The sequence below is a fragment of the Crossiella sp. S99.2 genome, from assembly GCF_023094165.1.
Classification (GTDB): domain Bacteria; phylum Actinomycetota; class Actinomycetes; order Mycobacteriales; family Pseudonocardiaceae; genus Crossiella.
The window spans coordinates 928,882-944,857 of the sequence record NZ_JALMDK010000001.1 but is presented as its reverse complement, the minus strand read 5'-3'; the positions used below and the strand labels follow the sequence as shown (position 1 = coordinate 944,857).

Sequence of the window (15,976 nt, the reverse complement as noted above, 5' to 3'; positions counted from 1 at the left end):
AAGAGTTTCCCTGATCCGCCGGACTGCGGCAGGCTGTACCACATGAAACCGCTGCCACTGCCGGTCCGCGTGGCCGCCGGGCTCGCCGCGGCCGCCGTGGAGCAGGCCCGCAAGCTGCCGCGTTCGCTCGCCGGACTGCCCGTCACGGTGGCCAGCACCGCGATGCAACTGTCCATGCGAGCCCAGCAACACGTGACCGAACTCGCCATCAAGGGCGATGAGATCCTGGCCACCCTGCGCCCCGCCGAGGAAACCCCCGAATGGGCGACCTTCGACGAGGACCTGGACGCCCCGCCCGCCCCGCCCGCCGTGGCCGAGCGGCTGCCCGGCCGGAAGAAGGCCGGTGAGGTCACCGTCGAGGAGTCGGACGCCCCCGCCGCCAACGGCGCCGCGCGGCCGAGCGGGCGCAAGAAGGCGGGCGAGGTCACCGCCACCGGCGAGGTCGAGCGGCTGCCCGGCCGTCCCAAGGCGGGCGAGGTCAGTGCCGCGGCCGAGCCGTCCGATGTGGACGGGCCAGCCGGCGTGCCCGGGTACGACGACCTCTCCCTGGCCCAGGTGCGTGCCCGGCTGCGCTGGCTCTCCGTCGACCAGCTGGAGGAGCTGCTCGCCTACGAGCTGACCGGCCGGGGTCGCGAGGAGTTCGTCCGGATGCTGACCCGGCGGATCGCCACCGTGCGCGAGTCGTGACCGCGCCCAGCACCGCGGAGCAGCCGTGGCCGGTCCGGACGGTGGCGCGCAAGATCGCGGAGTGGATCGCGCGGCTCGGCTCGGTGTGGGTGGAGGGTGAGGTCACCCAGATCTCCAACCGGCCGAACACCTCGACCGCCTTCATCACCCTGCGGGATCCCTCCGCCAACGTCTCGGTGACCGTGACCTGCGCGACCGCGCTGCTGCGCGGCCTGGAAACGCCGCTGACCGAGGGCGCGCGGGTGATCATGCACGGGCGGCCGGTGTTCTACGAGGGCCGCGGCACGATCAGCCTGCGGGTGGACGAGATCCGCGCGGTGGGCATCGGCGAGCTGCTGGCCCGGATCGAACGGCTGCGCAGGCTGCTCGCCGCCGAGGGCCTGTTCGAGCCGGGACGAAAGCGGAAACCGCCGTTCCTGCCGCAGTGCGTCGGACTCATCACCGGCCGGGCCTCCGCGGCCGAGCGGGACGTGCTGACCAATGCCAAACACCGCTGGCCCGCGGTGCACTTCCGGGTGATCAACGTTGCGGTGCAAGGACATCTGGCCGTGCCGCAGGTGCTGGAAGCGCTGTCCACACTGGAGGCCGACGCCGAGGTGGACGTGATCGTGATCGCCCGCGGCGGCGGCAGCGTGGAGGATCTGCTGCCGTTCTCCGACGAGGCGCTCTGCCGGGCGGTCGCGGCCTGCCGCACCCCGGTGCTCAGCGCGATCGGGCACGAGCCGGACACCCCGCTGCTGGACCACGTCGCCGACCTGCGCTGCTCTACTCCTACGGACGCGGGCAAACGGGTGGTTCCGGACGTGGCGGAGGAAACGGCCAGAATCGGCCAGCTCCGCGACCGGGCCCGCCGGGCACTACACGGCTGGGTGGATCGGGAACACCGGTTGCTGGCTCAATTGCGTTCCCGCCCAGTGCTTTCCGACCCGTTCGGTCCATTGCAGCGCCGAATGGAGGACGTGCACGCGTTGCGCGAGCGGGCCCGCCGGGCCACGCTCTCCCGGCTCGGGCACGAACAGAGCGGGTTGGACGGTGTCAAAGCACGCTTGACGACCCTGGGGCCGGCGGCCACTCTGGCCCGCGGATACGCAGTCGTGCAGCGCGTCGCCGACGGCGCCCCGGACGGGGTGCTCCGCTCGGTCGCCGACGCGCCGCCGGGAACGCTGCTGCGGGTCCGAGTCGTTGACGGAGCGGTGCACGCGATCGTGCCCGAAGACACCGATGCGGTGAACGGAGGTAGCGGTGGCGTCGCTGGCCCATGAGCCGACCTTTCTCCCGCTGACCGTCGCCGCGGCCAGGACGGCGGCGCAGAGCCAGGCCGACCCGCCCGCGCGGCAGGCGGCCGGGGTGGTGCAGCGCAGGGCCGAGGAGGCCAACTCCGCCGCGGCCGAGTGCTGGGCCGCGCTGCTGGCCGGCTGCGACGCCCCCGGCAGGCGTGCCCTGCCGTCCCGGTTGCGCGCGCTCTCGGAGGCCACCTCGAACTACGTGGGCAGCCACTGGTGGTTCAGCACGGGGTCCCCGCATCGCCGCCGGGTGAGCGAGGCGGAGAATCGCATCGACGAAGCCGCCATGGAGGGCGACGGCGCCGAGTTCGCCGAAGCCTTCATCGGCTACGACCAGGCGGTGGCCACCGCCGTGGTCCGGGTGCAGAGCACGATGGGGAGCCCCACCGCGTGACACAGAACAACACCGACGCCGCGCTCGGCTACGAGGCGGCGCGCGACGAGCTGGTCGAGGTCGTCCGCAAGCTGGAGGCAGGCGGTCTCTCGCTGGAGGACTCGCTCGCGCTGTGGGAACGCGGCGAGACACTGGCCAAGGTCTGCGAGAAGCACCTCGCCGGCGCGCGGGACCGGGTCGAGCAGGCACTGGCCACAGTGGACAACGCTGAGCCGAACGGTTGACCTGACACGGTTCAGCAATCGGTTCAGTGAGTGCGAATCGTCACTGTCACCCCTGCTCAGCTCACGCTCCGTCGTCACGGTCTGCCAGGATCGACAAGCAGTTTCAGCGTCGACCTGCGCAGACCAATGGAGGCGGAACATGGCCGCGAACACTGCCCCGCGACGTCGTGAGGCACCCGATCGCAACCTCGCCCTGGAACTGGTCCGGGTCACCGAAGCCGCCGCCATCGCGGCCGGCCGCTGGGTCGGCCGCGGGGACAAGAACGGCGGCGACGGCGCGGCCGTGGACGCCATGCGCAAGCTGATCGGCACCGTCTCCATGCGCGGCGTGGTGGTCATCGGGGAGGGCGAGAAGGACGAGGCCCCGATGTTGTTCAACGGCGAGCAGGTGGGCAACGGGGACGGCCCGGACTGCGATGTCGCGGTGGACCCGATCGACGGCACCACGCTGATGGCCAAGGGCATGCCCAACGCGCTGGCCGTGCTCGCGGTGGCCGAGCGGGGCGCGATGTATGACCCATCCGCGGTGTTCTACATGCAGAAGCTCGCGGTCGGCCCGGACGCCGCGGACGTGGTGGACCTGAACGCGCCGGTGGCGGAGAACATCCGCCGGGTGGCCAAGGCCAAGCACACCGACGTGGCCGACGTGACCGTGTGCATCCTGGACCGGCCCCGGCACGAGGCCCTGGTCAAGGAGGTCCGCGAGGCGGGCGCCCGGATCCACTTCATCAGCGACGGCGATGTGGCCGGCGCGATCTCCGCGGCCCGGCCGAGCACCGGTGTCGACCTGCTGCTGGGCATCGGCGGCACCCCGGAGGGCATCATCGCCGCGGCCGCGCTCAAGTGCATGGGCGGGGCGATCCAGGCCCGGCTGTGGCCCAAGGACGACGAGGAACGCGAGCGCGCCCTGGCCGCCGGGCACGACCTGGACCAGGTGCTGACCACCGACGACCTGGTGCGCGGGGACAACGTGTTCTTCTGCGCCACCGGCATCACCGACGGCGACCTGCTGCGCGGCGTGCACTACCGCTCCGGCGGCTGCACCACCCAGTCCATCGTGATGCGGTCCAAGTCCGGCACGCTGCGGATGATCGACGGCTACCACCGGCTGACCAAGCTGCGCGAGTACTCCTCGGTCGACTTCGGCGGCGACCCGGAAGTGCCGCCGCTGCCCTGAACGAGCTGATGAACCGGGCCGCCCGCCGACTGACGGGCGGCCCGTTCGTTGCTCAGTCCTCCTGCTGCGGCGCGGCTCCCGCGTCCACCGGTTCGTCCGCCACGACCGCGAGGCTCACCGGCGCCGCGCCCGCGTCCTGGTCCTCGCCGAGCACCTGGACGGCGGCCTGCTGCCCGGCCCGCTCCTGGCCGATCCGGATCACCAGACCGGCCGCGATCTCGGCGCTGTCCAGCTCGATCTCGATGCGCATGCTCTTCTCCCCGCTCACGCGTTCAGGATCGCGTAGCGACCCTCGAAGGTGACCGGGATCCCGGTCAGGTTCCGGACGGTGATCCAGTACGTGCACAGCGCCGCACTGGTCCGCTCGACGGCGACGTCCCAGTCCAGCTCGGGTCCGCCGGTCACCGGGGTGACCGGCATCAGGTGCCAGATCACGTGCTGGGCGGCGTTCCAGCTGTGGTTGAAGTAGCGCACGGTGGCCCCGGCGCCGATGGTGACGGTGAACGCTGTTCCGGCTCTCATCAACGGCTCCAGGTCAGGTGAGGTAGTCGTAGCGGGCCTCGAACCGCACGGTTCGCCCGGTGAGGTTCTGCACGGTGATCCAGTAGGTGCACAGGTTCCCGTCGGTGCGCTGCACCGCGACCTCGTGCCGCACCTGCGGGCCACCGGAGCAGATCGAGGTGGGCATGACCGTCCAGAGCACGTGCCGGGCGGCGTTCCAGCTGTGTGTGAACCAGCGCGCGGTCTGCCCGCCGGCCAGGGTGCCGCGGAACTGCACGCCAGGGGCGGCGGGCTGGCAGTGCGCGTACGGCGGCGGGCCGGACGCGGAGTTGGACCGGAGCTGGAGTTCACCGCGGTAGCGGGCCAGCACCTCGTTGGTGAGGCGGTAGTCCGGGTCGAACCGGTGCGGTGCGTAGTGGTTGTGGAAGATGTCCCAGCCGGTGGGCTCCAGCCGGGCGCCAGGGTCGCCCTGCACGCTCTTCCAGGTGTCCTGGGTGACCGGTCCGTCGAACAGCGCGGGGTCGATCACGTAGGTGACCCCGCCCGCCACCAGCGTCGGGGCCACGTGCCAGCCCCAGCCCACCACGCAGTCCGGCTTGTTCGCGCTGTTCACCCGCAGCCTGCCGTAGATCCAGACCTTGTCCGGGGTGATGCCGTTGGCGATCATCAGCCGGGCCATCTCGTGCGCCCGGCCCCAGCAGCCGTCGTCGGGGTAGGTGAACGGGATGCCGGGCGCGGTCGGGTTGGCCGAGCAGGCGGTCTGACCGGCCACCAGCCGGTACATCTGCACGGCCTGGGCGTAGCTGACCGGTGTGCCCAGCGCTGCCGGGACACTCTCGGTGAGCTGCTCAGCTACGGCTTCTTTTGGGGCCGGGCGGACATCGATGATCGCGTGCTTGTCGAGGGTCTCGGTGACCAGCACGGTGTCCTGGCTGTCCCTGGCCGCTTCGAGCAGGGCCAGCAGTTCCGCGAAGTCCGGGTTGTCCCGGCGCAGGTAGTGGTGGGCTTGCGAGGGCTCCAGGTCGACCTCGACCAGGTCCTCGCCGGGGCTCAGCGCGATCACGGCGACCCGGTGCGGCACCAGCATCTCGGTGACCAGGCCGGTGTCCGGATCGAGTTCGACGTAGACGTCCAGGCCGGCCGCGCGCAGTTCGGTGAGCGCGCCGACCCAGCCGCGCGCCCGGGAGTCCCGCAGGTCCACCCGGGCCGCCCGGCCACTGGAGAAAGCGATATCCAGGTAATTTTCCGCCGACTCCGCGGCGGCCGTCATGGCCGCCGGCGGATCGACCACTGTGTCGACCAATGCATTTATTCGGGGCACGGGATCAACGATTTTCCACCTGGTGAGATCAAATCAACTGAATGCCCCTACCGCTGACCAACTTGTTGCCTTATCGCGCTATTCGCCTAACATCGGGCCTTTGCCCACACGTCCGCCCGAAGGGGCATGCAACAGCGGCCATCAGGCGGTACCACTCTCCGATTACGGGCGATTACCGTCCGTGTCAGCTCTGGCAGAGGGCGCCGGAGCTGAGAGGAGAAATCCCTGTGCGAGCGAAAAGAATGGTCGTCGGGTTACTCGCGGCCGTGGCCACCGCGTTTGCCGGGCTGAGCGGGACCGCCACCGCGTCCCCGAACACCTCATCCGATGTCGATCCACTCATTGTCGGCGGCGTCAACGCCACCCAGGTCTACAGCTTCATGGTGTCCTTGCAGAACACCACCGGCGGCCACTTCTGCGGTGGTTCGCTGATCAAGTCGAACTGGGTGGTCACCGCCAAGCACTGCGTCCAGGGCAAGGCGCCTGCCTCCGTCCGGGCGCGGATCGGCACCACCAACCGCACCGCGGGCGGCAGTTATGTCGCCGCCGCGGCCATCCACCTCAACCCGACCAGGGACATCGCCCTGGTCCGCCTGGCCGCGGCGGTGCCGCAGGCGCCGATCGCGGTGGCCGCGGCCTCCGGACCGGTGGGCACCGGAACCCGGCTGCTCGGCTGGGGCCAGACCTGTCCGTCCCCCGGCGGCTGCGGCGCGCCGGTGATCCTGCAGCAGCTGAACACCTCGATCGTGGCCGACGGCCTGTGCAGCGGGATCTTCGGCGCCCAGGAGATCTGCACCAACAACCCTGGTGGCACCAGGGGCGCCTGCTACGGCGACTCCGGCGGCCCGCAGATCAAGCTGGTCGGCAACGTCTGGCAGCTGATCGGCGCGACCAGCCGTTCCGGTGGCGGCTCGATCTGCGCGGTGCGGCCGTCGATCTACGTCGATGTGCCTGTCTTCCGCCCCTGGATCAGCGGAATCGCCGGTCCCGTATAACGAATCGATAGCCAACGGGCCCGCGGTGTTTCGCCGCGGGCCCGTCCGGTCAGCGGCCATACACCGTTTTATGGGGACACAAAGCCGGTCGGCCGCCCTACTTATGCAGGGTTCTCGGTTGTGATCAGAACTACTTACGGTGCACCTCATCTCCGGCGGATCCGCCGGGAGTTGAGAGGAGAGAACCGTGAGGGCACGTTCTCTGATCGTCGGAATCCTGGCCGCGGCCGCTACCGCGCTCGGCGGGCTCGCGATGCCGGCCGCCGCGGCGCCGGCGACCACCGCCGGTGACGTCGATCCGTTGATCGTCGGCGGCACGAACGCGACCGAGACCTACAGCTTCATGGTGTCCCTGCAGAGCACCTCCGGCAGCCACTTCTGCGGTGGTTCGCTGGTCAAGGCGGACTGGGTGGTCACGGCCAAGCACTGTGTGCAGGGCCGCCAGCCGTCCTCGATCCGCACCCGGATCGCCACCACCAACCGCACCACCGGTGGCGTCACCGCGGGCGTGTCCCGGATCATCAACCACCCCAGTGCCGACCTGTCCGTGCTGCAGCTGTCCAGCCCGGTGACGGTCAAGCCGATCTCCATCGCACCGGAGTCCGGCCCGGTCGGCACCGCGACCCGCATCATCGGCTGGGGCCAGACCTGTCCCACCCGCGGCTGTGGCTCCGCGCCGATCAACCTGCAGGAACTCAACACCTCGATCGTGGCGGACAGCCGGTGCTCCGGCATCAGCGGCTCCTCGGAGATCTGCACCAACAACACCGGCGGCAACAAGGGCGCCTGCTACGGCGACTCGGGCGGCCCGCAGGTGAAGGGCACGGCAGGCAACTGGACGCTGGTCGGCGCGACCAGCCGCTCCGGCGGTGGCGCGACCTGCGCGACCGCGCCGTCGATCTACGTCGACGTGTCGTTCTACCGCTCCTGGGTGAGCACGAACGTGGGCGGGCTCTGACCCCTCCGCGACACCTGACCGAACGGCCCGCCGCCTCCTGTAGCGGCGGGCCGTTTTGTCACAGTTCGAAACGGGTAGGCCGTTAAGGCAACCTCGGGATCCCAAGGGACGTCATTCTCGTTGCTGGAGTGATTAGCCGCCCGCATGCCGGGCGAAGAACTTGGGGTGAGCGATGCGAGGCAGGAAAAGCTCTTTGGTGCTGGCGGTGACCGCGACCTTCGGTCTGCTGCTGGCCGCGTGCGGCACGCCGGAACAACCACAGCTGGCCGGCAACACCGGTCCGGCCACGAGCAACAGCTCGTCGCCGAGCGCGGCCCCGGCACCGTCCACTTCGGAGCCGGGAAGCAGTCAGCCGTCCTCCTCGACCACCAAACCGGCGCCGCCCACCACGACGCCACCCAAGCCGAAGCCCAAGCCCGAGGCGAAGAAGGACACCCCGGAACCGGTGTCGGACAACGCCACCCCGTGCAAGAACGCGGCCGCACGGGCCTGCATCGACCTCTCCGCCAACCGGGCGTGGATCATGTCCGAGGGCAAGGTCGTGCTCGGCCCGGTGCCGATCACGCACGGCCGCAAGGGCTGGCTGACCCCGCCCGGCACCTTCAAGGTGAGCTTCAAGAACCGCCACCACAAGAGCAGCATCTTCGGCAACGCGCCGATGCCGTGGTCGGTGTTCTTCAACGGCGGCATCGCCTTCCACCAGGGCAGCCTGCGGGAGAAGTCGCACGGCTGCATCCACCTGTCGCCGTCAGCGGCCCAGCGCTTCTTCGGCCACCTGTCGGTCGGTGACATCGTTCAGGTGGTGCCCTGATCACTCCACAAAGGACGAACGGCCCCGGTCACCGTGACCGGGGCCGTTTCCGTTGGGGCTCAGGGCAGGTTGCTGGAGTGGCCGGGGAACAGGTGCGCGTCCGGGTTGAGCGCGACCGCGATGTTGTTCACCGCGGTGGCCGCCTCGCCGAAGCCGGTGGCGATCAGCTTGACCTTGCCGGGGTAGGTGGCCACATCGCCCGCGGCGTAGACCAGCTCCCGGCTGGTGCGGCAGGTGCTGTCCACCGCCACCATCCGCTTCTCCAGGGTCAGGCCCCAGCTCTCCAGCGGGCCGAGGTCGGCGAGGAAACCGAGCGCGGCGACCACCGCCTGGGCGGGCAGCACCTTGCGGTCACCGTCCTTGAAGGACAGTTCGACCTCGGTGATGGTCTCGCCGCCGCGGATCCCGGCCACCTCGGCGTCGGTCAGGATCTGCACGCCCAGCTCGCGGACCTGCCGGACGGTGGCCTCGTGCGCGCGGAAGAGCGCCCGCCGGTGCACCAGGGTCACGCTGCGCGCGATCGGGTGCAGGGCCAGTGCCCAGTCGAAGGCGGAGTCACCGCCGCCGACCACCACCACGTCCTGGTCCCGGTGCACCTCCAGCGAGGGCACGAAATAGGACAGCCCGCGCCCGGCCCAGTCCTCGCCCACCGGTAGTGGCCGGGGACGGAACTCGCCCATCCCCGCGGTGATGAGGACCGCGCCCGCGCGGATCACACTGCCGTCGGCCAGGCCGACGTCGAACCCGCCACCATCCACTGTGGACAGTGTGCGGGCCTTGCGGTTCAACAGGTAGTTCGGTTTGTACTGGGCAGCCTGCTCGACCAGCGCGTTGACCAGATCCCGGCCGCGGACCGCGGGAAAACCGGCCACGTCGAAAATCATCTTCTCCGGATACATCGCGGTGACCTGGCCACCCGGTTCGGGTAGCGAGTCCACCAGCGCGATGGACAGGTCCCGGAAGCCCGCGTAATAGGCCGCGAACAGCCCGGTGGGTCCGGCTCCGACGATCAACAGGTCTACCTCGGTATGGCTGTGCTCGGACGGTGCGCTCATCGACACCTTCTCGCTCTCTGCCAGTCCTGGGAACCCGATCCAGCGTAGGTGGTGCGCACCACGGTGCCCAGCAACGCGCAGTAAGCGCAGAATTCGGGTATGAGCGACGAGGCATTCCGGATCGAGCACGACACCATGGGCGAGGTCAGGGTGCCCGCCGACGCGCTGTGGCGGGCGCAGACCCAGCGCGCGGTGCAGAACTTCCCGATCTCCGGGCGGGGCCTGGAGCGGGCCCAGATCCGGGCCCTTGGCCTGGTCAAGGCAGCCGCGGCCCGGGTCAACGGGCGGCTGGGCGTGCTGAGCCCCGAGGTGGCCGCAGCCATCGCGACCGCCGCGGACGAGGTCGCCGCCGGCGGGCACGACGCGCACTTCCCGATCGATGTCTTCCAGACCGGCTCGGGCACCTCCTCCAACATGAACGCCAACGAGGTCATCGCCACCCTGGCCACCCGCGCGCTGGGATCCGAGGTGCACCCGAACGACCACGTCAACGCCTCGCAGTCGTCCAACGACGTCTTCCCGACCACCATCCACCTGGCCGCCACCGAGGCCGTGCTGCGGGAGACCATCCCCGGCCTGGCGCACCTGGCCCAGACCCTGGAGCGGCGGGCCGCGGACTGGGCCGAGCTGGTCAAGGCCGGGCGCACGCACCTGATGGACGCGGTGCCGATCACGCTGGGCCAGCAGGTCGGCGGCTGGGCCCGGCAGGTGCGCCTGAGCGTGGACCGGCTGGACGGCACACTGCCCCGGCTGGCCGAACTGCCCATCGGCGGCACCGCGGTGGGCACCGGCATCAACACCCCGGCCGGTTTCGGCGCGGCCGTGGTGGAGGAGCTGATCAAGTCCACCGCGCTGCCGGTGACCGAGGCGGTGGACCACTTCGAGGCCCAGGGCGCGCGCGATGGCCTGGTGGAGGTCTCCGGGCAGCTCAAGACGGTCGCGGTGAGCCTGTTCAAGATCGCCAACGACCTGCGCTGGATGGGTTCCGGCCCGCGCACCGGCCTGGCTGAGCTGCACCTGCCGGACCTGCAGCCGGGCTCCTCGATCATGCCGGGCAAGGTCAACCCGGTGATCTGCGAGGCGGCCATGATGGTGGCCGCCCAGGTGATCGGCAACGACGGCACGGTGGCCTTCGCCGGCGCGGCGGGCAACTTCGAGCTGAACGTGATGATGCCGGTGATGGCCCGCAATGTGCTGGAGTCGGCCCGGCTGCTCGGCGCGGTGGCCCGGCTGCTCGCGGACAAGGTCATCGTGGGCGCGGAGCCCGATGTGGCGCGGCTGCGCGAGTACGCCGAGTCCTCGCCCTCCGTGGTCACCCCGCTCAACCGCTACCTCGGCTACGAGGAGGCCGCCGCGATCGCCAAGCAGTCGCTCAAGGAGCGCAAGACCATCCGCGAGGTGGTGCTGGAGCGCGGGCACGTGGACAACGGCAAGCTCACACTCGCTCAACTGGACGAGGCCCTGGACGTGCTGAAGATGGCGCACGGCGGCCGCTGACCAGCCGGGCGCGCTGACCGAGGGCACAGCCCACGGCAACGGTCAGCGCGCCCGCCGCCGCGGTCATCGTCAGCGGCTGCGCACCGAGCAGCACCGAGACCGCGAGCCCGGACACCGGGATCACCCCGGCCAGCACCCCGGAGCGCTCCGGGCCGACCACCGACACGCACCGGTAGTACAGGCCGAAGGCCACCGCGGTGACCAGCAACCCGAGCACCACCAGCGCGCTCCACTCCACCGCGGTCGGCATCGGCCATGGGTCCGCGGCGAAGAACGGGCTCAGCACCGCGCTGCCGACCGCCGCGACCACGCAGGCGTACGCCGAGGTGGCGATCCCGCCGATCCGGCGCACCACCCCCACCGCGAACAGGGTGAACCCGGCCTCGCCGAGCATGGCCAGCAACGCCAGGCCCAGCCCCGGCAGCGACCAGCGCCCGCCGCCGGAGATCACCAGCACCCCGGCGAAGACCAGCCCGGCGCCCAGCACCGCGGTCAGCCGCGGCCGCCTGCCCAGCGCCAGCGGCACCACCAGCGCGATGACCAGCGGCGAGCCGCCGATGATGGCGGCGACGAACCCGGGTTCGGCGTAGCGCTGGCCCTCGATGATGGCCACGTTGAAACCGACCATGCCGGTCACCGCCAGCGCGAGCAGCGCCAGCAGGTCCCGCCCGCCGACCCTGGGCAGCCCGCCGCGGCACAGCAGCCAGCCCAGCAGCACCAGCGCGCCGATGGCGTACCGGATCGCCTGCGCGGACAGCACCGGGTACCCGCTCAGCAATCCGTTCACCGGCACCGCGCCGCCCACCAGGCATAACGCGGCGATCCCGCCGCCAATGGCCAGCGCGGGTGACTTCGAGGTGGTCATGGCGGACAGCCTGGATCAAAAAGTGGTCTGGCCATAAGCTCCACTTCAATGGCGAAGGATTGGACCACTTTGCGGGAGCTGCTGCTCCCCGCCGTGTCCGGACCGGGCGCCCGCGGCAAGGCCCTGGAACAGGCGATCCGGGAGGCGGTGCGGGACGGCCGGTTGCGGCCGGGCGTGCGACTGCCCTCCAGCCGGGACCTGGCCGCCCAGCTCGGCCTGGCCAGGGGCACCGTGACGGCGAGCTACGAACAGCTGGTGGCCGAGGGCTACCTGACCGCCCGGCACGGCTCCGGCACCCGGATCGCGGCGGCCGTCGGCCCGGCCGAGTCCCCGGCGCCCGCGCCCGCGACCGACCCGCAGTGGCGATTCGATCTGCGGCCGGGTCTGCCCGCGCTGGGCGCCTTCCCGCGCGCGGCCTGGCTGGCCGCGACCAGGGCGGCGCTGACCGAGATGCCCGATGCCGCGCTCGGCTACCCCGATCCGTCCGGACTGGCCGAACTGCGCGCCGAACTGGCCGGGTACCTGGGCCGGGTGCGCTCGGTGGTCACCGATCCGGCCGGGATCACCGTCACGCACGGCGCCGCCGAGGCCCTCGCCCTGCTCGCCCAGGTGCTGCGGGATCGCGGGCTGCGCGAGATCGCGGTGGAGAACCCCAGCCACCCCGGTCAGGCCGAACTCCTTGCCGCGCAAGGACTCCGGCCGGTCCCGGTGCCGGTGGACTGCGACGGCGTCCAGGTCGACGCGCTGGCCCGCACCGGCGTGCGCGCGGTGCTGGTCACCGCCGCGCACCAGTTCCCGCTGGGCACCGCGCTGACCGCGCCGCGCAGGCACGCGCTGCTGGCCTGGGCGCGCGAGCGGGACGCGGTGGTGATCGAGGACGACTACGACGCCGAGCACCGCTACGACCGGCCCTCGGTGTGCGCCACCCAGTCCCTCGACCCGAGCCGGGTGGCCTACATCGGCAGCGTCAGCAAGATCCTCGCGCCCGCGCTGCGGCTGGGCTGGCTGGTGCTGCCTGCCGACCTGCGCGGCGCCATCGCGGACCGGAAACGCCTGCACGACCTGGGTTGCGGGCCGATCCCGCAGGCCGCGCTGGCCCGGTTCCTGCGCGAGGGCGGCTACGACCGGCACCTGCGGCGCACCCGGCTGCTCTACCGCGGCCGGCGGGACGCGCTGCTGACCGCGCTGGCCGAACACCTGCCGGACTGGCGCACGGTGGGCATCGCCGCCGGTCTGCACCTGGTGGTCCGGCTGCCCGCGGGCATGGACGACGCGGCGCTGTCCGCCCGGCTGGCCGCGGCCGGGATCAACGCGCCCGCGCTCTCCGGCTACGCGCACCCGCCGGTGCCCGCGCCCTATCCCGGGCTGGTGCTCGGCTACGCCGCGCTCAGCACCGACCGGCTGCGCGCGGCGGTCGGCGAGATCGCGCGGATTGTCGGTGCCGTGGCGAAGATGGAGGCATGCGCCTCGCCGAGCTAGTGCACACCTCCGCCACGGTCGCGGGCACCCGCGGGCGCAAGGCGAAGATCGAGACCCTGGCCGCCCTGCTGCGCGGCGCCACCGACGCCCGCGACGTCCGGCTGGCCACCGCCTACCTCATCGGCGTGCCGCCCCAGGGCCGCACCGGCGTGGGCTGGCGCGCGCTGTCCACCCTGGACACCCCACCGGCCGCCGAATCGAGCCTGACCCTGCACGCGGTGGACGACACCCTGGACGCACTGGCGAACACCGCAGGCGCCGGGTCGGCCCAGCGGCGCAAGGACCTGCTCACCGCGTTGTTCGGCCAGGCCGGTCAGCCGGAACAGGACTTCCTGATCCGGCTGCTCACCGGCGAACTGCGCCAGGGCGCCCTTGAAGGCGTGATGGCCGACGCGGTGGCCGCCGCCTTCGAGGTGCCCGCGGCCGTGGTGCGCCGGGCGCACATGCTGCACGGCGACCTGGCCGCGGTGGCCGAGGCCGCTCGGGACGGTGGTGAGGCGGTGCTGGCGGAGTTCCGGTTGCAGGTCGGGCGGGCGGTCCGGCCGATGCTGGCCTCCCCCGCGGAATCCCTGGACAGCGCGCTGACCGAGCTGGGCGAGGTCAGCGTGGAGTACAAACTGGACGGCGCCCGGATCCAGGTGCACCGCGACGGCGACGAGGTCCGCGTGTTCACCCGGACCCTGCGGGAGATCACCGCCTCCGTGCCCGAACTCGTCGAGGTGGTCCGCGGCCTGCCCTGCACCTCGGTGGTGCTCGACGGCGAAACCCTGGCACTGACCGACGACGGCCGCCCGCGCCCGTTCCAGGAGACGATGAGCCGCTTCGGCGCGACCTCGGCCCGGGAACTGTTGCTGCACCCCTATTTCTTCGACCTGCTGCACCTGGACGGCGTGGACTACCTGGACGCGCCACTACGTGAGCGACTGTCCACTTTGGACACAATCGCCGGCGGTCACCGCATACCGTCCACAATGGACCCGACCGCGGCGGCCACCCTGCTCGACGACGCGCTAGCCGCCGGGCATGAAGGTGTGATGGTCAAGGCCCTCGACTCCGCTTACGCCGCGGGCAGGCGCGGGAAGTCCTGGCAGAAGGTCAAACCCGTGCACACCCTGGACCTGGTGGTGCTGGCCGCGGAATGGGGGCACGGCCGCCGTACCGGCTCGCTGTCCAACCTGCACCTGGGTGCCCGCGATCCGGACGGCGGGCCGCCGGTGATGGTGGGCAAGACCTTCAAGGGCCTCACCGACGAACTACTGGCCTGGCAGACCACGGCGCTGCGCGAACTGGCCACCGGCGCCGACGAGTACACCGTGCACGTGCGACCGGAACTGGTGGTGGAGATCGAACTGGACGGGGTGCAGGTCAGTCCGCGTTATCCGGGCGGGGTGGCGCTGCGTTTCGCCAGGGTGCTGCGGTACCGGCCGGACAAGGAGGCGGCCGAGGCGGACACCATCGATTCGGTCCGGGATTTGCTGCCCTGATAGATTGGCCGCAATGCGCAGGATTCCGGTGGTATTCGCGGTGCTCATCGCACTCGTGCTCGCCGCCGTGCCGTTCGCGCCCGCCGCCTGCCCGGTGACACTGGCCGCGGCCAAGTCCACCGGTGTCCACCTGAGCCAGCCCCAGCCTGTCCCGGACTGCGCGGTGGCCGAGCCAAACCCGCAGCTCAACGCCGCTTTGCCGCACAGCCCGAACAAGGCGGTCGCGCCGGTGTCCGCGCACACCGCACCCGTTCCGCCGGCCTTGCCCGCCCCGCCGCAGGCCAGGGGCACCCCGCACGCCGTGGATCTGCACGTCCTGTCCGTGTTGCGGATTTAAACCGACCCGGTTTTTCCGCAAGCACCCGACGACGCCCATTTCCAGTGGAGTGTGTGATGAAACTCGACAATTTCGCCTGGCTGCCCAATCTGCTCGCCCGCCTGACCGTCGGCTTCATGTTCGCCAGCGGGGCGGTGGGCAAACTCGGCGGACTCGGCAAGTTCACCGCCGACTTCCGCGGCTGGGGCATCCCGCTGCCCGAGGTCACCGCCCCGGCCACCGCGGTGGTCGAACTGGTCGGCGGCCTGGCCCTGATGCTCGGCCTGGCCACCCGGATCGCCGCCCTGCTGCTGGCCGGGACCATGCTCGGCGCGCTGGTCGTGGTGGTCGCGCCGCCGCTGCTGGCCAAGCACCCGGACGCGTGGAACTTCCCGAGCTATCTCTTCTACAGCCCCGAATGGCTGCTGATCTGCCTGCTGGCCCTGTTGACCTGCGTCGGAGCCGGAAAGGCCAGCCTGGACCGCCTACTGTCGCGGACATGACACGGTTCTGCGCGGTGATCATCCTGTCCGCCTATCACGGGGACACCGCGACGCTGCACCAGGAGAACATCGTGCTGCTCGACGCCGACTCACTCGAGTCGGCGCGGGCACGCGCGCAAGCCCACGGCCTGGCCGGCGAGCACGAGTACCGCAACGGCGACGGCGACCTCGTGACCTGGCGGCTGGCCGCGGTGGTGGACGTGGCCGAGGTGGACGATCAGGCCCTTGGCGACGGCGCCGAGGTCTACACCCGCCATTTCCGCGACTACGCCGCCTATCGCCGATTCGAGCCACTCCTGGGCGGCGAACCGCTCTGATACCCACCCGTAGACAGCATAAATCGCGATCTGTCAAATAGTTCAGCCAGATTTGCTTCAGCAAAGTCCTATGTGCGTGTGGACTTCTTTTTCCCCTACGGTCGGCGGC

The 15,976-nt window shown here is 71.1% G+C and carries 19 protein-coding genes; 14 read left to right on the top strand and 5 right to left on the bottom strand.

Annotated features, from left to right (window positions below; translation table 11 throughout):
- Positions 1 to 42 precede the first annotated feature (42 nt).
- The 5 genes from MZC64_RS04650 to glpX all read left to right on the top strand — a co-directional run bounded on the left by MZC64_RS04650 (position 43) and on the right by glpX (position 3,765).
- On the top strand, positions 43 to 687 hold the full coding sequence (locus MZC64_RS04650; protein WP_247755798.1) for a lipid droplet-associated protein: 645 nt from the start codon (positions 43 to 45) through the stop codon (positions 685 to 687).
- Positions 684 to 1,949, top strand: coding sequence for an exodeoxyribonuclease VII large subunit (xseA, locus tag MZC64_RS04645; protein WP_247755797.1), 1,266 nt, complete (start codon positions 684 to 686; stop codon positions 1,947 to 1,949). Before MZC64_RS04650 ends, xseA begins: the two co-directional genes overlap by 4 nt.
- Positions 1,930 to 2,364, top strand: coding sequence for a hypothetical protein (locus tag MZC64_RS04640; RefSeq protein WP_247755796.1), 435 nt, complete (start codon positions 1,930 to 1,932; stop codon positions 2,362 to 2,364). Before xseA ends, MZC64_RS04640 begins: the two co-directional genes overlap by 20 nt.
- Positions 2,361 to 2,588 carry an exodeoxyribonuclease VII small subunit gene (locus MZC64_RS04635; protein WP_185000108.1) on the top strand — a complete coding sequence of 76 codons (228 nt, stop codon included), beginning with the start codon at positions 2,361 to 2,363 and terminating at the stop codon, positions 2,586 to 2,588. The genes MZC64_RS04640 and MZC64_RS04635 overlap by 4 nt, the downstream gene beginning before the upstream one ends.
- Positions 2,589 to 2,727: 139 nt before the next feature.
- On the top strand, positions 2,728 to 3,765 hold the full coding sequence (gene glpX, locus MZC64_RS04630) for a class II fructose-bisphosphatase (protein WP_247755795.1): 1,038 nt from the start codon (positions 2,728 to 2,730) through the stop codon (positions 3,763 to 3,765).
- 52 nt (positions 3,766 to 3,817) lie between these two features.
- Here the strand turns inward: glpX and MZC64_RS04625 are convergent, their stop codons facing one another.
- The 3 genes from MZC64_RS04625 to MZC64_RS48520 are packed head-to-tail and all read right to left on the bottom strand — an operon-like array spanning position 3,818 to position 5,557.
- Complete coding sequence (locus tag MZC64_RS04625) at positions 3,818 to 4,033, bottom strand: hypothetical protein (RefSeq protein ID WP_247755794.1); 216 nt, start codon at positions 4,031 to 4,033, stop codon at positions 3,818 to 3,820.
- Positions 4,030 to 4,287 carry a hypothetical protein gene (locus MZC64_RS04620; protein WP_247755793.1) on the bottom strand — a complete coding sequence of 86 codons (258 nt, stop codon included), beginning with the start codon at positions 4,285 to 4,287 and terminating at the stop codon, positions 4,030 to 4,032. Before MZC64_RS04620 ends, MZC64_RS04625 begins: the two co-directional genes overlap by 4 nt.
- A gap of 13 nt (positions 4,288 to 4,300) precedes the next feature.
- On the bottom strand, positions 4,301 to 5,557 hold the full coding sequence (locus MZC64_RS48520; protein WP_247755792.1) for a protein-glutamine glutaminase family protein: 1,257 nt from the start codon (positions 5,555 to 5,557) through the stop codon (positions 4,301 to 4,303).
- Positions 5,558 to 5,814: 257 nt separating this feature from the next.
- Here MZC64_RS48520 and MZC64_RS04610 point away from each other — a divergent pair, with 257 nt between their 5' ends.
- The 3 genes from MZC64_RS04610 (at position 5,815) to MZC64_RS04600 (ending at position 8,351) form a co-directional block, all read left to right on the top strand.
- The gene (locus MZC64_RS04610; protein WP_247755791.1) at positions 5,815 to 6,582 is read left to right on the top strand and encodes a serine protease; all 768 of its coding nucleotides are present in this window, start codon (positions 5,815 to 5,817) and stop codon (positions 6,580 to 6,582) included.
- A 187-nt stretch (positions 6,583 to 6,769) separates the two neighbouring features.
- The gene (locus MZC64_RS04605; protein WP_247755790.1) at positions 6,770 to 7,540 is read left to right on the top strand and encodes a serine protease; all 771 of its coding nucleotides are present in this window, start codon (positions 6,770 to 6,772) and stop codon (positions 7,538 to 7,540) included.
- A 172-nt stretch (positions 7,541 to 7,712) separates the two neighbouring features.
- Positions 7,713 to 8,351: a L,D-transpeptidase gene (locus MZC64_RS04600; RefSeq protein ID WP_247755789.1), complete on the top strand. Its 639-nt coding sequence runs from the start codon at positions 7,713 to 7,715 to the stop codon at positions 8,349 to 8,351.
- A gap of 59 nt (positions 8,352 to 8,410) precedes the next feature.
- On the opposite strand, the gene MZC64_RS04595 is transcribed toward MZC64_RS04600, so the two are convergent.
- Complete coding sequence (locus MZC64_RS04595; RefSeq protein WP_247755788.1) at positions 8,411 to 9,406, bottom strand: NAD(P)/FAD-dependent oxidoreductase; 996 nt, start codon at positions 9,404 to 9,406, stop codon at positions 8,411 to 8,413.
- Positions 9,407 to 9,505: 99 nt separating this feature from the next.
- Between MZC64_RS04595 and MZC64_RS04590 the strand changes: the two genes are divergently transcribed.
- Positions 9,506 to 10,903 carry a class II fumarate hydratase gene (locus tag MZC64_RS04590; RefSeq protein ID WP_247755787.1) on the top strand — a complete coding sequence of 466 codons (1,398 nt, stop codon included), beginning with the start codon at positions 9,506 to 9,508 and terminating at the stop codon, positions 10,901 to 10,903.
- On the opposite strand, the gene MZC64_RS04585 is transcribed toward MZC64_RS04590, so the two are convergent.
- Positions 10,842 to 11,768: a DMT family transporter gene (locus MZC64_RS04585; RefSeq protein ID WP_247755786.1), complete on the bottom strand. Its 927-nt coding sequence runs from the start codon at positions 11,766 to 11,768 to the stop codon at positions 10,842 to 10,844. The two genes, MZC64_RS04590 and MZC64_RS04585, sit on opposite strands and share 62 nt — an antisense overlap.
- Positions 11,769 to 11,816: 48 nt before the next feature.
- Here MZC64_RS04585 and MZC64_RS04580 point away from each other — a divergent pair, with 48 nt between their 5' ends.
- Genes MZC64_RS04580 through MZC64_RS04560 form a run of 5 tightly spaced genes read left to right on the top strand, consistent with a single transcriptional unit; the run spans position 11,817 to position 15,867 of the window.
- Positions 11,817 to 13,247: a PLP-dependent aminotransferase family protein gene (locus MZC64_RS04580; RefSeq protein WP_247755785.1), complete on the top strand. Its 1,431-nt coding sequence runs from the start codon at positions 11,817 to 11,819 to the stop codon at positions 13,245 to 13,247.
- Positions 13,229 to 14,731: an ATP-dependent DNA ligase gene (locus tag MZC64_RS04575; protein ID WP_247755784.1), complete on the top strand. Its 1,503-nt coding sequence runs from the start codon at positions 13,229 to 13,231 to the stop codon at positions 14,729 to 14,731. Before MZC64_RS04580 ends, MZC64_RS04575 begins: the two co-directional genes overlap by 19 nt.
- A gap of 13 nt (positions 14,732 to 14,744) precedes the next feature.
- Positions 14,745 to 15,068 carry a hypothetical protein gene (locus tag MZC64_RS04570; RefSeq protein ID WP_247755783.1) on the top strand — a complete coding sequence of 108 codons (324 nt, stop codon included), beginning with the start codon at positions 14,745 to 14,747 and terminating at the stop codon, positions 15,066 to 15,068.
- 56 nt (positions 15,069 to 15,124) lie between these two features.
- Positions 15,125 to 15,550, top strand: coding sequence for a DoxX family protein (locus tag MZC64_RS04565; protein WP_247755782.1), 426 nt, complete (start codon positions 15,125 to 15,127; stop codon positions 15,548 to 15,550).
- A complete protein-coding gene (locus tag MZC64_RS04560; RefSeq protein ID WP_247755781.1) occupies positions 15,547 to 15,867 on the top strand; it encodes a DUF4288 domain-containing protein in 321 nt (106 codons plus the stop codon). The genes MZC64_RS04565 and MZC64_RS04560 overlap by 4 nt, the downstream gene beginning before the upstream one ends.
- Positions 15,868 to 15,976 lie beyond the last annotated feature (109 nt).